The following is a 16,879-nucleotide window of genomic DNA, read 5'->3' on the forward strand; positions in this document are numbered from 1 at the left end:
GCGATCAATGCCCTTGTGCGACCGCGTGGTCCATCGCAGCACACAGGCCGATGAGCGCGGGGTACGGCGAGTGAATCACATACACCGGCATCGATGCCACATAGGCCGAAAAGCGGCCCTTGTCTTCAAAACGCCGGCGGAAGGGCGAGTTGGCAAAGATCGGCCCCAAGCGCGGCACAATGCCGCCGCCGATGTACACGCCACCCCGTGCACCGAGCGTGACCGCCAGATTGGCCGCGATGGTACCCAGGAACGCGCAAAACGTGTCAACTGCATAACGGCAGCGTGCGTGGTCACCCAGGTTGTCTTCCATCTCGCCAAGGGCAATGGCGGTGATGTCTGCGGCGCGGCGCACGGCGGGGCCTTGCTGCCACAGGTCAAAGCGGGCACCCAGCGCTTCGTAGATCAGCTCCAGCCCCATGCCTGAAATCAACCGCTCGGCCGACACGTGACCAAAGCGGTCGCGAGCGAAACTCCAGATCGCGACTTCCTCGTCGTTCATCGGCGGAAAGGCGACATGGCCGCCCTCACCCGCCACGGCGATGAAGCGGCCGTCCGGCGTGGGCAGCAATGACGCCACGCCCAGGCCCGTGCCCGCGCCAAGCAGCGCGCGCGGCGCATCGGTCAGGCTGCCGCCACCGCCCACCTGCTCCAGCTCATCGGCAGGCAAGTACGGCAGCGCATGCGCCAGCGCGGCAAAGTCATTGAGCACGACAAAGGTGTCGAAACCCAGTGACTGCCGCATCGCCTCAATGGAAAACGCCCAGTCGCGATTGGTCATGCGAATCTGGTCGCCCAGCACCGGGTTGGCGATGCCGATAGCAGCGTGTCGTACACCGGCGGCCGCAATCTCGCGCGGCAGCGCTGCAAGGTACGCGCGCATGGCCGCCTCAAGGGAGGGGTAGTCATCACCGGCCAACACGCCGATGTGAGCGAGGCGCATGGGCGCCATCTCCAGCGCGAAGCGCACGTTGGTGCCACCCACGTCAGCCACCAGGCGCGGGTAGGCCGACACGTCGGCCGCGGTGCCCGTGCTCACCTCATGCAGTCCAATAGACATCGAGCGGTACCTCCCGCTGATGAATGATGTAGCTCACCGGCAGCGCGCGCTGCGCCACGCCCTGCGCAGCCTCGTCGAATACCGTGCGCTTGACCGGCCCCGTAATCGACAGGAACAACTGGCGCGCCGCGCACAGCGCCGACAGGTTCAGGCTGATCCGCCGATGCGGCGCCACACCTGGGCGCACCGGCAAATACGCGGGCGCATGCTTGCGGTCAATGCCGTCGTCCAGTTCTGCCGCATCGGGAAACAGCGATGCCGTATGCCCGTCGTCCCCCATGCCGAGGATCACTACGTCGGGTTGTTGAAACGGATCGTTGGCGGTGGCCACACACGCATCCACATCCACGGAATCACCATGCACGTGTGCGGGCAGCACCAGCGGAAAGAAACGCGCGGCAGCAGCACCGTCCTGCAGTAGATGCTCGCGCACAAGGCGCGCGTTGCTGTCGGCATGCTCGGGCGGCACGGCGCGCTCGTCGACCAGCGTGATCGACACCTCCGCCCAGCGCAACGGCAGAACGCGCAGCGCGGCAAACAAGGCGATGGGCGAGCGCCCGCCCGACACAGCCAGGCACGCGCTGCCCTGTTCATCGATCTGACGCGTGAGCGCGCCGGCAATGGCATCCGCCAAGGCTGCCGTTTGCGCTGACGTGTCAGACAGGGCGTGCCACTGCATCGTCATCACATTTCCTCGTGCCAGGCCGCAGCATCGCGCGAGAGCAGTGCACTCGATGCAGCCGGGCCCCAGCTACCGGCCGTGTAGCCCTTGGGCGGCGTGCGCGCTTCATTCCACGCCTCGATGATCGGCTCGACCCAGCGCCAGGCCTCGGCTTGCTCATCGCGGCGCACGAACAGGCCCAGCTTGCCGTTGACGGCATCCATCAACAGACGCTCATAGGCGCCGGCATGGCGTACACCACCGTGATTGGTGAAGTCCAGGTCCAGCGTGGAAGGCTGCAGGCCCAGCGCCGCACCCGGCGTCTTGGTCAGGAATTGCAGGCGGATGCTTTCCTCCGGCTGCAGGCGAATGACGAGCCGGTTCTCGGGAAACTGGATGAGCGGCTTGGGAAACAACGCATGCGGTACGTCGTGAAAGCGCACCACGATCTCCGCCAGCCGCTGCGGCATGCGCTTGCCGGTGCGCAGATAGAACGGCACGCCGGCCCAGCGCCAGTTGGCAATCTCGGCCTTGATGGCGACAAACGTTTCGGTGCGGCTGTCGGGCGGAATGCCCTGCTCGTGCAGATAGCCCTGCACCGGCTGCCCGGCAATGGCGCCTTCCAGATACTGGCCGCGCACGGTCTTCTCGGGCACCTCCTGCAGCGGAATGGGCTTGAGCGCCTTGAGAATCTTGAGCTTCTCGTCGCGGATGGCATCTTGCGACAGGCTCGACGGCGGCTCCATGGCAACGATACACAGCAGTTGCAGCAAGTGGTTCTGCACCATGTCGCGCAGCGCGCCGACGCCGTCGTAGAAATCGCCGCGCTTTTCCACGCCAAGCTGCTCGGCAATGGTGATCTGCACGTCCTTGATCCACTCGCGGCGCCACAGCGGCTCGAACAGCGCGTTGCCAAAGCGGATGGCCATCAGGTTCTGGACGGACTCCTTCCCGAGGTAGTGGTCGATGCGGTAGATCTGCTCTTCCGCAAAGAACTCGGCCACGGCGGAGTTGATGCGCTCGTTGGACGCGAGATCGGTGCCCAGCGGCTTCTCCAGCACGAGCCGCACGTTGGGCGTATTCAGGCCAACGCGGGCGAGCTGCGCGCAGATGTCGATGAAAATGCCGGGCGCAGTGGCCAGGTAGCACACGGTCACCGGTGCACGGTCTTCACCCAGCGCAGCGGCCAGCCCATCGAAATGCTCCGGTTTGCGGGCATCGACCTGCTGGTAGACGATGCGCTTGGCAAACGACTCCCAGGCGTCGTCGGACACGGGTGCGCCGGAGTAGAGGCGCATGGTCGGCCGCGTTTCGCGCTCCAGCAAGGCCAGGTAGCCCGCGGTTTCCAGCGGCTGCGTGCCGATGGCGAAGATCCGCCCGCGCGCGTGCAGCTCGCCGCCCTGATGCGCATCGAACAAGGCCGGAATCAGCTTGCGGCGAGCCAGATCGCCCGTACCGCCAAACAACACCATGTCGAATGCGGGCACCGACATCGTCATCTCCTGTGTGTGAGCCTTCGATTAGGCTAGCCTAGAAAACCTGCACCAATCGCGCAGGAACCGCGCCAAATCATTGTGAGCGCGTTTTGTGGCGGCTAGCGATACAACGTGCTTTTCTCGCCCATTCTGTAGTATTACTACATCACAGGCAAGGCGTTGTTGCGGCCGCCCAGGCAATGTTTTCCGATCGACCTGGCCACGCCGAAAATGCCGCACAGCGAGAATCTTGGCGCCTCTTCCGGTACGCAATTCGCGTGCTCAGCCGTTAGAACACAACCGGCACCTGTGGAAAACCCTGCACCACGAGCGGCCCGTTTGTAGGAAAATTACAGCATTCCGTCCCACCCCGGACCCCCACCAGGAGAACCCGTATGGCCCTGCACCGCCTGCACAACGTTGTGGCCGACGTCACCCAGCGCATCATCGACCGCAGCCGCGGCCCCCGTCAGGCCTATCTGGATGTCACGCGCAAGAACATCGGCCGCAAGGTCGAGCGCTCGCTACTGTCGTGCACGAACCTCGCCCACGGTTTTGCGGCCATGCCGGGCGAGGCGAAGATCCGCCTGAAAGCGCTGGAGCGGCCCAACATCGGCATCGTCTCGGCGTACAACGACATGCTGTCAGCGCACCAGCCACTGGAGGCGTTTCCGGCGTGGATCAAGGAAACCGCACTGGAAGCGGGTGGCACCGCGCAGTACGCCGGCGGCGTGCCGGCCATGTGCGATGGCGTGACGCAGGGGCAGGACGGCATGGAGCTGTCGCTCTTCTCGCGCGACACGATTGCGCTGTCGACCGCTGTGGCGCTGTCGCATCAGATGTTCGACGCGGCGCTGTACTTGGGTGTGTGCGACAAGATCGTGCCCGGGCTGGTGATCGGCGCGCTGTCGTTCGGCCATCTGCCAGCCATCTTTGTGCCGGCCGGCCCGATGACCACCGGCATGAGCAACGACGAGAAGGCCCGCACGCGCCAGCTCTACGCCGAGGGCAAGCTCTCGCGCGCCGACCTGCTAGAAGCCGAATCCAAGTCGTACCACGGTGCCGGCACGTGCACGTTCTACGGCACGGCCAACTCCAACCAGATGCTGATGGAGGTCATGGGCCTGCACCTGCCGGGCACCGCCTTCATCAACCCGGGCACGCCGATGCGCGAAGCGCTCACGCGCGAATCCGCACGCCAGGTGCTCAAGCTCGTGTACGGCGGCGACCAGTTCACGCCGATTGCCGATGTACTGGATGAGCGCGCCTTCGTCAACGGCATCGTCGGCCTTCTGGCGACGGGCGGCTCGACCAACCACACGCTGCACCTGATTGCCATGGCACGCGCGGCAGGCATTCTGCTCACATGGGACGACTTCGACGATCTGTCGGGCGTGATTCCGCTGCTGGCGCGCGTGTACCCGAACGGCAAGGCCGATGTGAACGAATTCCAGGCGGCCGGCGGTTTGTCGATCGTGATTCGCGAGCTGATCGACGCCGGCCTGCTGCACGACGACGTGACCACCGTCATGGGCAAGGGTCTGCGCCGTCATGCGCAAGAGCCCTTCCTGGAAGGCAGCACGCTGGTGTGGCGCGATGGTGCGGCAGCCTCGCTCGACACCAACATCGTGCGCGGCGTGGCCGAGCCGTTCTCGGCAGATGGCGGCCTGCGTGTGCTGGACGGCAACCTCGGGCGCTCGGTCATCAAGGTGTCGGCAGTCAAGCCGGAGCACCGCTTTGTGGAAGCCCCGGCACGCGTCTTCCACGCGCAGGATGACCTGATCCACGCCTTCAAGGCCGGCGAGCTGGAGCGTGATTTCGTTGCCGTGCTGCCCTACCAGGGCCCGGCCGCCAACGGCATGCCCGAGCTGCACAAGCTCACGCCCACGCTGTCGGTGCTGCAGGAGCGCGGCTTCAAGGTGGCGCTGGTCACGGACGGCCGCATGTCGGGCGCATCGGGCAAGGTGCCGGCCGCCATCCATATCACGCCAGAAGCGCTCAACGGTGGGCCGCTGGCACGCGTGCGCGACGGTGATGTCGTCGTGCTGGATGCCGAAGCCGGCACGCTGTCGGTGCGTGTGCCGGAGGCGGAATGGAATGCCCGCCAGGTAACGACGCCGAGCCTGGCGCACTACCACGCGGGCGTTGGGCGGGACCTGTTCTCGGGCTTCCGCCGCAATGTGTCGGCAGCGGAAGAAGGGGCGTGCACGTTGTTTGTGTCGGCAGGCGCGTGAGTTGATGACAATGTGTGCGGGCGCGATGCCCGGGCCTGCACACAGCTAGCTACATCGCGCGGTCGAACAGAAATTCCCGAATGATCGCCACCACCTCATCGCCCTGTTCGAGAAAGACCGCATGGCCGCTGTCGACTTCCACGTCCTGACTGTTGTTGATCAGCGTGCGTAGCAGCGCAGTTTGATAGGGCGGGATCAAATAGTCGTGTGATCCGCGAATGATCAGCGTCGGCGCTGTAATCGTACGCAGCGCGTCGCGTATGTCGATGCGCGAACCCAGGTCAATGCGCCGTCCTGTCTCCGACGGAGCGGGTTGGCGGCTCAACGCTGCAATCGTGGCCTCGCCGAGCGCGGTGAGGAACGCGGGCTTCACAGCCAGTGCCATGCCATAGCGGCTCGCGAGTTCGGCATCGCTCGCCTCCAGGCGCGCCCAGGTATCGAACACCATCTTGTGCCGCGCATCGCCGCTGTCAGCCCACCCTGCCACCAGCACCAGCTTGCGCACCAACGCCGGATAGCGCGCTGCCGTCGCGGCCGCAACCACAGCGCCAAGCGAGTCGCCAACCAAATCGACCGGGGCTGTCGCCGCATGGCGAATCGTTCCGGCAATCTGCTCCACCAGAGTGTCCAGCACCAGACTCCCATCGGGGATCGTTGAATTACCGGCCCCGCCGTAGTTGGGGCAGATCACCCGCCGTTGGTCGGCAAAGCGGTCGACCACGTGGCCGAAATTGCCCTGCGCATCAACGCTTGTTCCGTGCACGAACACCAGGCCCGGGCCCGCACCCGTTGCCGAATAGTTCACGCTCGTACCTGCGACGTTAATCGTCGTCATCTCGTGCATCCTCTATTGCCGGTATTGACCTGTGGTCGTCACAGCCTGATGCGATCCGCATTCGGGACCCATCACTCAGCCGCTTCTGGACAGGATCGATTGAGTCCATGCCTCAGCGCGGAACCGCATTGCGTGAGGGTGGGCCAATACTATCTGAGAGTGACAAATAATGTCGGCCAAGGATCACATTGGCCGAGCTTGACCGGCGGTGATTACAGCGTCGACGTGTCAATCGAGATGCCCAACTCCCCGGCCATCTGTTCGACGAGCGCTTGAAGCCGGGCCACTTGGTCGGCCAAGCGCTTCTGCTCCGCTTTGAGCGCTTCGAACTCGGAAGGCGCGACGGTCTCGTCGCCAGCGCTGCTCTGCGGCATATCGGTTTGCGTGACTTCACCGCACAGCAGATGCATCCAACGGCTTTCACGCTCCCCCGGCGTGCGCGCCAGCTTCACAGCGGCCGGCGGATCGCTTTCGGCCATCTCTTCCAGAAACGCTTCGACGGACGAAATGTCGGCAAAGGCATGGAGCCTAGCGGCGTTCAGCCGCAGCTCGGCGGCGGTCTGCGGGCCGCGCAGCAATAGCACGGTCAGCAACGCAATGGATTGATCTGGTATGCCAAGCACGCGCTTCATGTTGTGTTCGAAGCGCGGCACGCGGCTGCTGCTGCCTTCCATGACCAGGCTCAGCGATTTCAGTCCATCAATGGCGGTAAGGATCTCGGCTTCGGTAACGGTCATTACCGGGGCACGCGCGGTCTTCTGATTGCAGCCGGCCGCCAGCGCGTTGAGCGTCAGCGGGTAGGTGTCGGGCACCGTCTTCTGCTTTTCGACCAGGACGCCGAGCACGCGTCCTTCAAGTGCAGTGAGGGTGCGAATGGCACGGCGCGCGGGCGCATCGGGATTGACGTTCATCATGGGATAGCGACGGATGTGTTGGGAGCGAGGCCGGTCGTGCGCCGGTTAGGCAGCGGCCTGTGATCCCAACATGATATCCGGCGTAAGCGGAGGCACCCGTCGCCATCGGGCCGGTGTTGCTTCAGCCCTTGGCAGGCCCGCGCACCAGCAGTACCGGCGTGGTGGCCTGGCGGATGAACTTCTCGGCCACGCTGCCCAGCATGGCGTGCGCCAGACCACGGCGGCCGTGCGTGCCGATCACGACCACATCAGCGCCGCTCTGTGCGGCTTCGCGCTGCAGGGCACCCGCCACGTCTTCGCCCACGCTTTCGGTTTCCACCAGCGTGGTCTCGTACGTCAGGCCTTCCTTGGAGAGCGCGGAGCCAACATCCGCCAGTAGCGCCGTGCCAGCCTGGACGAACGATTTGCGCAGCTCGGTCGGGTCGTAGTAGCCGACGTCGAACAGCATGGCCGGGCTGTCGACGATATACACGGCGCGCACGGTGCTCTGGAAAGCCTTGGCCAGGCGCACGGCTTCGGCCAGGGCCAGTTTGCTGGTTTCGCTGCCGTCCACGGCGACCAGGATCTTCTTGTACATGTTCAAGCCTCGCAGGAGAGGGGTTGGGATGATTGCGATGGCACGGCTTTGCCGGCACATGCGTATTCTGTGACATCCACAGCCCTTTTGCGTTGCGCCAAATCAGATGGACGTGCCCAAGTGACACAACAATGCACCGTCATCCCCCCGCCCTCACACCTGAACTGATCGCCGCGTACCGCAGCGCACGGTATCGCGTCGCGTCGCCGCAAGGCGATGTGCTGCTGCCCATCGACGCCGCCAGCCCGCGTGTGGCCGCGCTGCTCGCACAGGCTGAAGCACCATGGGCTGCCTTCGTGACGGCGTATCAACCGTTCTCCCACCCGGTCTCTGCAGAAGAGAACGCCGCACGCCAGGCCGAGCTGCTTGCCTGGGCCATCGCGCGCGGCATGTCGTGGCTCACGGGCGACGGCGGCCCACCTGAAAACACACCCGCGGGCACATCCAATACGTGGGCACCGGAGCCCAGCCTGCTGCTCTTCATCGACGACCCGACGATCGCCGACACCCTGATGCTGACCTTCGAGCAGAACGCCGTGGTGCTGTGTGATGCGCAGGGTTTTTGTACCTTGCGTTGGCACCCGTATCTGCCAGACTGAGTTACGCAAGAACGCACTGAAGCGAGTGGCGCTCGGGAGCACAGCAAGTGGCGCTCCCGATGCTTAAGTGCTGACGCGGATACATCAGCAGGAGGTTCGTATGGAACTGCATATGCAATCCCATCATTGGGAGCGCCGCATGCCCGACTGGCTGGCTGCGGGCGTGGCAGGCATTGTGGGTGGCGCGCTGGTCATCGTGCTGGAGTTCTTCTGGTCGACCATGGTGCTCAATGAAAGCCCCTGGCGCCCGACGCACAAGATCGCGGCCATGATCATGGGCCAGGGGGCGCTTGAGCAGATGTCGCTGTTCAGCTTCGGCATCGTGGCGACGGCGCTGGTGCTGCACTTCGTGCTGGGCGCCATCATGGGGATGATTCTCGGGGCCATCATCGCGCCGTTCCACTTCGATTCGAGCATGGGCATGCTCGCCGCCATTGGGCTGGCCTTTGGGATCGTGGCCTACGTCGTCAACTTCTACGGCATGACGGCAGTGTTTCCGTGGTTTGCATCGGAACGCGGCTCCGGGCCATTGCTGGCGAACCTGCTGTTTGGCGCAGTGACCGCCGTCACGTACGGCATGCTGGAGCGGCGCGCCCAGGAAACGATGCACTGACGCGCCGTTTTTTTCCTGCGGCGCCGCAAGATATCCGGCGCCATCAGGAGACGGCCGTCTGCGGCAACACATGCCGCAGGCGGCCGTTTTGCATTGCATCGCAGCACCGCAGTGCAGCACGTCGGGCATGTGTTCGCGCAATCCGCATGCCGGGCGCGCGTCCTCCTTTCGTTGCCTTGCACGATACGAGTACGCGACCTAGCCTGTCTTTAGCGTGTTGAGGAAGATCCTCGGCGGGAGGTGCCCATGGCCCTTGCGATTGCGCTTGTGCTGATCGTCGTGCTGGCGGTGGGGTTTCACTTTGTCAGCCCGTGGTGGATCACGCCGATCGCATCCAACTGGGTGCGCATGGACGACACGCTCACGATCACCATCATCATCACCGGCGCACTGTTCATCGCCATCAACCTCTTCGTTGTGGTGGCGCTGGTGCGCTACCGGCATCGCGATGGCCATCGCGCCAGCTACGAACCGCACAACCGCCGCCTGGAATGGTGGCTGATCGGCATCACCTCCGTGGGTGTGGCGGCGCTGCTGGCGCCGGGCCTGTTCGTCTATGCCGATTACGTGCGCCCACCTGCCAACGCGTTGCAGATGGAGGTGCTCGGCCAACAGTGGCAATGGCGTTTCCGCTTTGCCGGCGCGGGCGGCAAGCTCGGCACAACCGACGTGAAGTACATCAGCGACGACAACCCATTTGGCCTGAATCCGGCTGACCCGAACGGGCGCGACAACCACCTGATCGACGCGCCCGAAGTGCACCTGCCGCTGAACCGCCCCATCCAGGTGCTGACACGCTCGCGCGACGTGCTGCACGACTTTTATGTGCCGCCGTTCCGGGCGCGGATGAACATGGTGCCGGGCATGATCACCACGTTCTGGTTCACGCCCACCAAGGCAGGCCGATACGACATCCTGTGTGCGCAGCTTTGCGGCATCGGTCACTCCAACATGCGCGGCGTGGTGGTGGTGGAAGACGAAGCCGCGTTCGCGCGCTGGCTGGCGCAACAACCTACGCTTGAGCAACGCCAGCAAGCCAAGGTGCAGGCCGCGTCGGCAGGACAAGCATCGGCAGGTGGCAACACCCAGGCGTTGGCCGACCAGGGCAAGACGCTTGCGCAGGCCAAGGGCTGCGTCGCCTGCCACACGGTCAACGGCAGCCCCGGCGTGGGCCCCACGTGGAAGGGCCTGTACGGCTCCACACAGACCATGGCCGATGGCTCGACCGCAACCGCCGACGAGGCCTACCTGCGTGCCTTTATCCGAGACCCGAAGGCGCGCGTGGTGAAAGGCTTCGCGCCGATCATGCCGAACTTCGATCTGAGTGAGCAGGAACTGTCAGCGCTGGTGGCGTACATCAAGGCGCAAGGTGGCGACGCTGCATCGACCGCCGCCAAACCGTAGCGAGGAGACTCCATGTCCTACGCCCACACCGACCACGACGGCCAGGGTCACGAACCCTCGAGTTTCTGGACACGCTATATCTGGAGCCAGGACCACAAGGTCATCGCGGTGCAGTACTCGCTCACGGCCATCGCCATCGGGCTGGTGGGGCTCGTGCTGTCGAACCTGATGCGGCTGCAGTTGGGCTTTCCTGGCAAGTTCGCCTTCATTGATGCCACCCACTACTACCAGTTCGTCACCATGCACGGAATGATCATGGTGATCTACCTGCTGACGGCGTTGTTCCTCGGCGGCTTTGGCAACTACCTGATCCCGTTGATGCTGGGCTCGCGCGACATGGTGTTCCCGTTCCTCAACATGCTGAGCTATTGGGTGTACCTGCTGGCCGTGCTGGTGCTGGTGGCGAGTTTTTTCGTGCCGGGCGGACCGACGGGCGCGGGCTGGACGCTGTATCCACCGCAGGCCATCCTGCCGGGCACGCCGGGCACGGAGTGGGGCATCGTGCTGATGCTGGTGTCGCTGGCCATCTTCATCGTCGCGGCGACAATGGGCGGGCTGAACTACGTCACCACCACGCTACAGGCGCGCACACGCGGCATGACACTGATGCGCATGCCGCTCACGGTGTGGGGCATTTTCACGGCGACCGTGCTGGCGCTGCTGGCGTTTCCGGCGCTGTTCGTGTCGGCCATCATGATGCTGCTCGACAAGACGCTGGGCACGAGCTTCTTCGTGCCGGCCGTGGTGTCGATGGGGCAGCATCTACCGCATGCCGGTGGCAGCCCGCTGCTGTTTCAACACCTGTTCTGGTTCTTCGGGCATCCGGAGGTGTACATCGTCGCGCTGCCCGCGTTTGGCATCGTGTCGGATCTCATCAGCACGCACGCGCGCAAGAACATCTTCGGCTACCGGATGATGGTGTGGGCCATCGTCATCATCGGCGCGCTGAGCTTTGTCGTGTGGGCGCACCACATGTTCGTGGCAGGCATGAACCCGTACTTTGGTTTCTTCTTTGCCACCACCACGCTCATCATCGCCATCCCCACCGCGCTCAAGGTCTACAACTGGGTGCTCACGCTGTGGCGTGGGGACATCCACCTGACCGTGCCCATGCTGTTTGCCATCGGCTTCATCAGCACGTTCGTGATCGGCGGGCTCACGGGGCTCTTCCTCGGCAACGTGAGCGTGGACATTCCGCTCTCCAACACGTACTTCGTGGTTGCGCACTTCCACATGGTGATGGGCGTGTCGCCGATCCTGGTGGTGTTTGGTGGGCTCTATCACTGGTATCCGAAGGTGACGGGCCGCATGCTGAACGACACGCTGGGGCGTGCGCATTTCTGGATCACCTTCATTGGCACGTACCTGATCTACTTTCCGATGCATTACCTGGGCGTGCTCGGCATGCCACGCCGGTATTACGCCTATGAAGGCTACAGCTTCATCCCGCCATCAGCGCAGACGCTGAATACGTTCATCAGCATCATTGCGTTCATCGTCGGGGCGGCGCAGTTGCTGTTCCTCTTCAACCTCGCGTGGAGCCTGGTACGCGGCAAGCAGGCCGGTGGCAACCCATGGCGCGCCACCACGCTCGAATGGCAGACCCCGCAAACGCCGCCCGCGCACGGCAATTGGGGGCCGACGCTACCGGTGGTCTACCGCTGGGCATATGAGTACAGCCCGCCCAATCGCGCAGAAGACTTCGTACCGCAAAACGAGCCGCCGTCCGGTGCACCAGGCGCGCCCGAGACAGAAGCCGACATCCTCCACGCTGGCGGGGTGCGAGCATGACGACCCTGCCCCGCCACTTCGTTCCAGATGCATTGCCCGTTCTACCAAGCGCCGGGCGTATCGGTTTGCGCGTCTTCATGGGCGTCGTGACGGCCTTGTTCTCGCTGCTGATCCTCGCTTATGCAATGCGCATGCGCGAAGCGGATTGGATGCCCGTGCCGCACCCAGTGCTGCTGTGGTGGAACACCGGTGCGCTCGCGCTGGCAAGCGCCGCGATGGAGCTTGCACGGCGCACAGCGTCGCGCCGCACGGTCTGGCTGCTGGCAGGCGGCGCGCTCGCGGCGCTGTTCGTCTTCGGCCAGTGGACCGCCTGGCAACAGCTGTCAGCCAGCGGGCAAGGTGTAGCGGCCAACCCCTCCAACAGCTTCCTCTATGTCTTCACCGGTCTGCATGCAACGCACGTGATCGGCGGGCTCATCGTCCTGGCTGTGACGATTGCACGCCTGCGCGACAACGTTGATCGCACCCAGCGTGCCATCACCCTCTGCACAACGTACTGGCATTTCCTGCTGACCGTGTGGCTCGTGTTGCTGGCGGCAATGTGGTGGATCACCCCGGCGTTCGTTTCCGCCATCTGTGGGCCGTTGACCGGAGCCACGCCATGAGCACTCCCACGCTCCCGAGCAATTCCACACAAGCCTTGCAGGATAGACTCCCCCAGGGCTGGCCCGGCATCGTCAACGACTGGTCAGGCGACCGCGAAACCTTCAAGGTGCCGTGGGGCAAGGCCATGATGTGGATCTTCCTGCTGTCGGACACCTTCGTCTTCAGCAGCTTCCTGATCGGCTATATGACGGTGCGCATGTCGACCACCGTGCCATGGCCCGATCCATCCAAGGTGTTCGGGCTGTCGGTGGGTGGCGTCGAGGTGCCCTTGCTGCTGATCGCCATCATGACCTTCGTGCTCATCAGCAGCAGCGGCACGATGGCAATGGCGGTCAACTTCGGCTACCGGCGCGACGCCAAGCGGGCCGCGTTGTTGATGTTGGCCACGGCCCTGCTGGGCGCAACCTTCGTCTCGATGCAGGCGTTCGAATGGACCAAGCTGATCGTGCACGAAGGCATCCGCCCATGGGGCAACCCATTAGGCGCGGCGCAGTTTGGCGCGTGCTTCTTCATGATTACCGGGTTCCACGGCTTTCACGTGACCTGCGGCGTGATCTACCTGCTACTGACCGCGCGCAAGATCCTGCAGCCGGGCTTTGCCGAACACGGCAACTTCCAGATTGTTGAGATTGCCGGCCTGTACTGGCACTTCGTCGATCTTGTCTGGGTATTCATCTTTGCACTGTTCTATTTGTGGTGAGGCAGACCATGGACCACACCGACGCAACTCACAGCCATGACGCTTCCCCCGCTTCACATGGCCAGCAGCACCCCATCGGCATCTATTTGAAAATCTGGGGGCTGCTGTTTGTGCTGAGCACGCTGTCGTACCTGGTGGACTACTTTCGCGTGGAAGGGCTAACGCGCTGGACGCTGATCATCGTGTTGATGATTGCCAAGGCGGGGCTGATCGTGTCCGTGTTCATGCACATGGTATGGGAGCGGCTGGCGCTGGTGTATGCCATCCTCATGCCGCCGCTGGCACTGCTGGTATTGATGGTGCTGATGGCGGCGGAAGCGCATCACACATTTGGCATGCGTACGTTCTTCTTTCACTAAACGAAAAAGCCCGCTGCACCTGAGCGGCACAGCGGGCAAACCACGTCGCGATCGAGATCGATCAGTCTTGCAGCTTGGCGGCCAGCGCTTGCGCACGTGCCGGGTCGGCCTTCACAGCTTGGGCGAGGGCGCGGCCGTAATTGGCGTCAGCCTTGTAGAAGTACGACAGCATCGTGTACTTCACGCCGTCATCCTTCACTTGCCCCAGATCGCCTGCCAGGTTGCTCACCAGATTGGCTTGCTCCTGTGCCGACAGCGAACGGTAGAAGTCACCCGCTTGCTTAAAGTTTTGCGTGCGGGCAATGCGTTGCTGCTGTGTCGTGCCCGACAGCGGCAGGCGGCTGTACTTGGCGGCCGCATCGGCGGCCAGGTCGGCGCGTTCGCTGGGCTCGTAGTTCACGTTGCCCTGCTTGGCACCGGGATTCATGCTGCCGTCTTGGTTGTAGTTGACGACCGATGTGCGCGGACGGTTGATCGGCAGTTGCAAGCCGTTGGTGCCCACGCGGTGGAACTGCGTATCGGCATACGAGAAGATGCGACCCTGCAGCAGGCGGTCTTCCGATGGCTCAATGCCCGGTACCAGGTTGGACGGCGCCAACGCAGCCTGCTCCGTCTCTAGGAAGACGTTGCTCGGGTTCTTGTTCAGCGTCATGGTGCCGATCTTCACTTCGGGCACGTCGGGCCAGATCTTGGTGGCGTCCAGCGGATCAAAGTCGAACTTGGCGAGTTGCTCAGGCTTGAGCACCTGAATGTACAGATCCCACTTCGGATAGTCGCCCTTGTTGATGGCGCCAATCAGATCCTTCGTCATGTGGTTGAAGTCCTTGCCCTGCACCGCCTCGGCTTGGGCTGCGGTAAGCGTCTTCTGGCCTTGCAGGCTCTTCCAGTGGAACTTGACGTAGTGGATCTCGCCCTTGGCGTTGACGAACTTATAGGCGTGCACGCTGTTGCCGTCCATCTCGCGGTAGCTGGTGGGCGTGCCGTAGTCGCTGTACACGCGCGTCAGCATGTGCGTGGCTTCTGGCTGGTGCGAGAAGAAATCAAAGAAGCGATTCGGGTCTTGAATGTTGGTGTCAGGCGCTGGCTTGAGCGAGTGCACCATGTCCGGAAACTTGATCGCGTCACGGATGAAGAACACCGGCAGGTTGTTGCCGACCAGGTCCCAGTTGCCTTCGCGCGTGTAGAACTTGGTCCCGAAGCCGCGTGGGTCACGCAGCGTTTCGGGCGAGTGGTTGCCGTGGATGACGCTGGAGAAGCGCACGAACACCGGCGTCTCTTCGCCCGGCGTAAACACCTTGGCACGGGTCAGATCGGAGATGTCCTTGCTGGCGACAAACACGCCGTAGGCACCGGTACCGCGCGCATGCACAACACGCTCAGGAATACGCTCGCGGTCAAAGCGCTGCAGCTTCTGGAGGAGCTGCACGTCTTGCAGCAGCACGGGGCCGTTGGGGCCGGCGGTTTGCGAATTCTGGTTGTCGCCCACAGGCGCACCATTGTCGCGCGTGAGCGTGGCAGCGCCAGCTTGGAAGGCGGTCAGAGCTGCCAGCGCAACAAGAGAAAACCGCAGAGAGCGGATTCGGGACATGTCGAGGTCTCCTAAGGTGAAACGAGTCGCTACCTTAGTGACCCCGACATCGCAGGGGAATTTGATTGTTTAAATTCCCGCGATAGACGCGCTTAATTCGCGTTAAGAATTGTTATTTAGATCAATTTCAAGCTGCGCTTGTTGCATCCAATGCCTGCGTGAAATCCGTCAGCAAATCGGCTTCGTCTTCAATGCCGACCGACACGCGCACGAGCGAATCGGCAATGCCCATCGACGCACGACGCTCTGCGCCCATTTCCCAGTAGATGGTTGGCGCGACGGGAATCACCAGCGTACGCGTGTCACCCAGGTGGGTGGCGCGCACAGCAAAACGCAGGTGGTTAAGCATCTCCACGTAGTCGGCGCCTTCCACCAGCTCGAAGCTCAGCAGGCCGCCGTAGTGGCGGAACAGCTCGGTGGCGCGGGCGTGCTCGGGGTGTTCCGGCAGGCCGGGGTAGTACACGCGTGCCACCTTCGGGTGCGCGGCCAGCGTGCGCGCCAGCGCCAGCGCATTGCTGCAAGTGCGGTCCACCCGCAGAGTCATGGTTTCCGCGCCCACGGCAATGCGGTGGGCGGCATCGGCAATGAGCGTCGCGCCCTGATCGCGCAGGCCTTTCTTGCGGATCTGCTGGATGCCCTGCATTTCCGGTTTGGCCTTGCGATAGGCCGGGAAGATGTTCGGATACGTCGTCCAGTCGAACAGCCCGGTGTCGACCACCGCGCCGCCCAACGCATTGCCGTGCCCGCCGATGTACTTGGACAGCGAATGCACCACCAGGCTGGCCTGCGCATCACGACCACGGAACAGCCATGGCGAGGTCATCGTGCTGTCGATCACATACAGCAGGCCGCGTTCCTTGCAGAGGGCACCGATGCCCTTCAAGTCCGCCACCTGCGTGCGCGGGTTGGCGATCGTTTCCACAAAGACGAGGCGTGTGTTCGGTTGAACGGCATCCGCCACGGCTTGTGCCGACGTGGCATCGACAAATGTCACTTCCACGCCCATGTGGCGCAGCGTCTCAAACACGCTGTTGGTGTTGCCGAACAGGAAAGCGCTGGAGACCACGTGATCGCCCGCGCGCAGCATGGTCGAAAACACGGCCACGATGGCGGCCATGCCGGTAGCGAAGCACGCGGTGGCCAGGCCCGCTTCCATCATGGTGATCTTCGCTTCCAGCGCCGCCGTGGTCGGGTTGCCCTGGCGCGCGTAGGTGTAGCCGGGCTTGCCCTGGAACACGTCGATCAGCTCGCGCGTGTCCGAATATCCATACGTGGTGGACGTATGCAGGGGCTTGTGGACAGCGTAATGCTCGATGCCGGCTTCGCGGTCGGCGTGCAGGAGGGCGGTAGTGAGTCCGGTCATGGCGGGCGGGCACGAAAGAATGCGGGGAAAGCTTGGCATTATCGCGCGATTTGAGGCGCACCCGCGGCGACACCGGGTGTGATATTGCACATAGCGTCCG

16 protein-coding genes are annotated in these 16,879 nt (G+C 63.5%); 8 read left to right on the top strand and 8 right to left on the bottom strand.

The window, feature by feature from the left end:
• Window positions 1-4 precede the first annotated feature (4 nt).
• Genes R2N11_RS03760 through zwf form a run of 3 tightly spaced genes read right to left on the bottom strand, consistent with a single transcriptional unit; the run spans window position 5 to window position 3,214 of the window.
• A complete protein-coding gene (locus R2N11_RS03760) occupies window positions 5-1,060 on the bottom strand; it encodes a glucokinase (RefSeq protein ID WP_199027189.1) in 1,056 nt (351 codons plus the stop codon).
• Window positions 1,041-1,745: a 6-phosphogluconolactonase gene (pgl, locus tag R2N11_RS03765; RefSeq protein WP_199027187.1), complete on the bottom strand. Its 705-nt coding sequence runs from the start codon at window positions 1,743-1,745 to the stop codon at window positions 1,041-1,043. The genes R2N11_RS03760 and pgl overlap by 20 nt, the downstream gene beginning before the upstream one ends.
• On the bottom strand, window positions 1,745-3,214 hold the full coding sequence (gene zwf, locus R2N11_RS03770) for a glucose-6-phosphate dehydrogenase (protein ID WP_199027185.1): 1,470 nt from the start codon (window positions 3,212-3,214) through the stop codon (window positions 1,745-1,747). Before zwf ends, pgl begins: the two co-directional genes overlap by 1 nt.
• Window positions 3,215-3,591: 377 nt before the next feature.
• On the opposite strand from zwf, the gene edd reads away from it, so the two are divergent.
• On the top strand, window positions 3,592-5,430 hold the full coding sequence (gene edd / locus R2N11_RS03775) for a phosphogluconate dehydratase (protein WP_199027183.1): 1,839 nt from the start codon (window positions 3,592-3,594) through the stop codon (window positions 5,428-5,430).
• Between the two features lie 49 nt (window positions 5,431-5,479).
• On the opposite strand, the gene R2N11_RS03780 is transcribed toward edd, so the two are convergent.
• The 3 genes from R2N11_RS03780 to R2N11_RS03790 all read right to left on the bottom strand — a co-directional run bounded on the left by R2N11_RS03780 (window position 5,480) and on the right by R2N11_RS03790 (window position 7,756).
• Window positions 5,480-6,265 (bottom strand): alpha/beta fold hydrolase, encoded by a 786-nt coding sequence (locus R2N11_RS03780; RefSeq protein ID WP_316680189.1) that lies wholly within the window; start codon window positions 6,263-6,265, stop codon window positions 5,480-5,482.
• A 212-nt stretch (window positions 6,266-6,477) separates the two neighbouring features.
• A complete protein-coding gene (locus tag R2N11_RS03785; protein WP_316680338.1) occupies window positions 6,478-7,176 on the bottom strand; it encodes a YceH family protein in 699 nt (232 codons plus the stop codon).
• 124 nt (window positions 7,177-7,300) lie between these two features.
• Window positions 7,301-7,756, bottom strand: a complete 456-nt coding sequence (locus tag R2N11_RS03790; protein WP_316680190.1) for a universal stress protein — start codon at window positions 7,754-7,756, stop codon at window positions 7,301-7,303.
• A 131-nt stretch (window positions 7,757-7,887) separates the two neighbouring features.
• Between R2N11_RS03790 and R2N11_RS03795 the strand changes: the two genes are divergently transcribed.
• From R2N11_RS03795 to R2N11_RS03825, 7 genes are all read left to right on the top strand, one after another.
• Complete coding sequence (locus R2N11_RS03795; RefSeq protein WP_316680191.1) at window positions 7,888-8,355, top strand: DUF3293 domain-containing protein; 468 nt, start codon at window positions 7,888-7,890, stop codon at window positions 8,353-8,355.
• A 100-nt stretch (window positions 8,356-8,455) separates the two neighbouring features.
• Window positions 8,456-8,968: a hypothetical protein gene (locus tag R2N11_RS03800; protein ID WP_021193290.1), complete on the top strand. Its 513-nt coding sequence runs from the start codon at window positions 8,456-8,458 to the stop codon at window positions 8,966-8,968.
• A gap of 246 nt (window positions 8,969-9,214) precedes the next feature.
• A complete protein-coding gene (locus R2N11_RS03805) occupies window positions 9,215-10,372 on the top strand; it encodes a cytochrome c oxidase subunit II (RefSeq protein WP_316680192.1) in 1,158 nt (385 codons plus the stop codon).
• Window positions 10,373-10,384: 12 nt separating this feature from the next.
• Window positions 10,385-12,163 carry a cytochrome c oxidase subunit I gene (ctaD, locus tag R2N11_RS03810; protein WP_316680193.1) on the top strand — a complete coding sequence of 593 codons (1,779 nt, stop codon included), beginning with the start codon at window positions 10,385-10,387 and terminating at the stop codon, window positions 12,161-12,163.
• A complete protein-coding gene (locus R2N11_RS03815) occupies window positions 12,160-12,768 on the top strand; it encodes a cytochrome c oxidase subunit 3 (protein WP_316680194.1) in 609 nt (202 codons plus the stop codon). The genes ctaD and R2N11_RS03815 overlap by 4 nt, the downstream gene beginning before the upstream one ends.
• The gene (locus R2N11_RS03820) at window positions 12,765-13,469 is read left to right on the top strand and encodes a heme-copper oxidase subunit III family protein (protein ID WP_199027169.1); all 705 of its coding nucleotides are present in this window, start codon (window positions 12,765-12,767) and stop codon (window positions 13,467-13,469) included. Before R2N11_RS03815 ends, R2N11_RS03820 begins: the two co-directional genes overlap by 4 nt.
• An 8-nt stretch (window positions 13,470-13,477) precedes the next feature.
• Window positions 13,478-13,828, top strand: coding sequence for a cytochrome C oxidase subunit IV family protein (locus R2N11_RS03825; protein WP_316680195.1), 351 nt, complete (start codon window positions 13,478-13,480; stop codon window positions 13,826-13,828).
• A gap of 61 nt (window positions 13,829-13,889) precedes the next feature.
• Here R2N11_RS03825 and R2N11_RS03830 read toward each other — a convergent pair whose 3' ends face one another.
• Window positions 13,890-15,416, bottom strand: a complete 1,527-nt coding sequence (locus tag R2N11_RS03830) for a catalase (protein ID WP_316680196.1) — start codon at window positions 15,414-15,416, stop codon at window positions 13,890-13,892.
• Window positions 15,417-15,543: 127 nt separating this feature from the next.
• On the bottom strand, window positions 15,544-16,779 hold the full coding sequence (locus R2N11_RS03835; RefSeq protein WP_316680197.1) for a cystathionine gamma-synthase family protein: 1,236 nt from the start codon (window positions 16,777-16,779) through the stop codon (window positions 15,544-15,546).
• Window positions 16,780-16,879 lie beyond the last annotated feature (100 nt).

Origin of the sequence: Ralstonia flaminis, assembly GCF_958415495.1 — a bacterium.
GTDB classification, from domain to species: Bacteria; Pseudomonadota; Gammaproteobacteria; order Burkholderiales; family Burkholderiaceae; genus Ralstonia; species Ralstonia flaminis.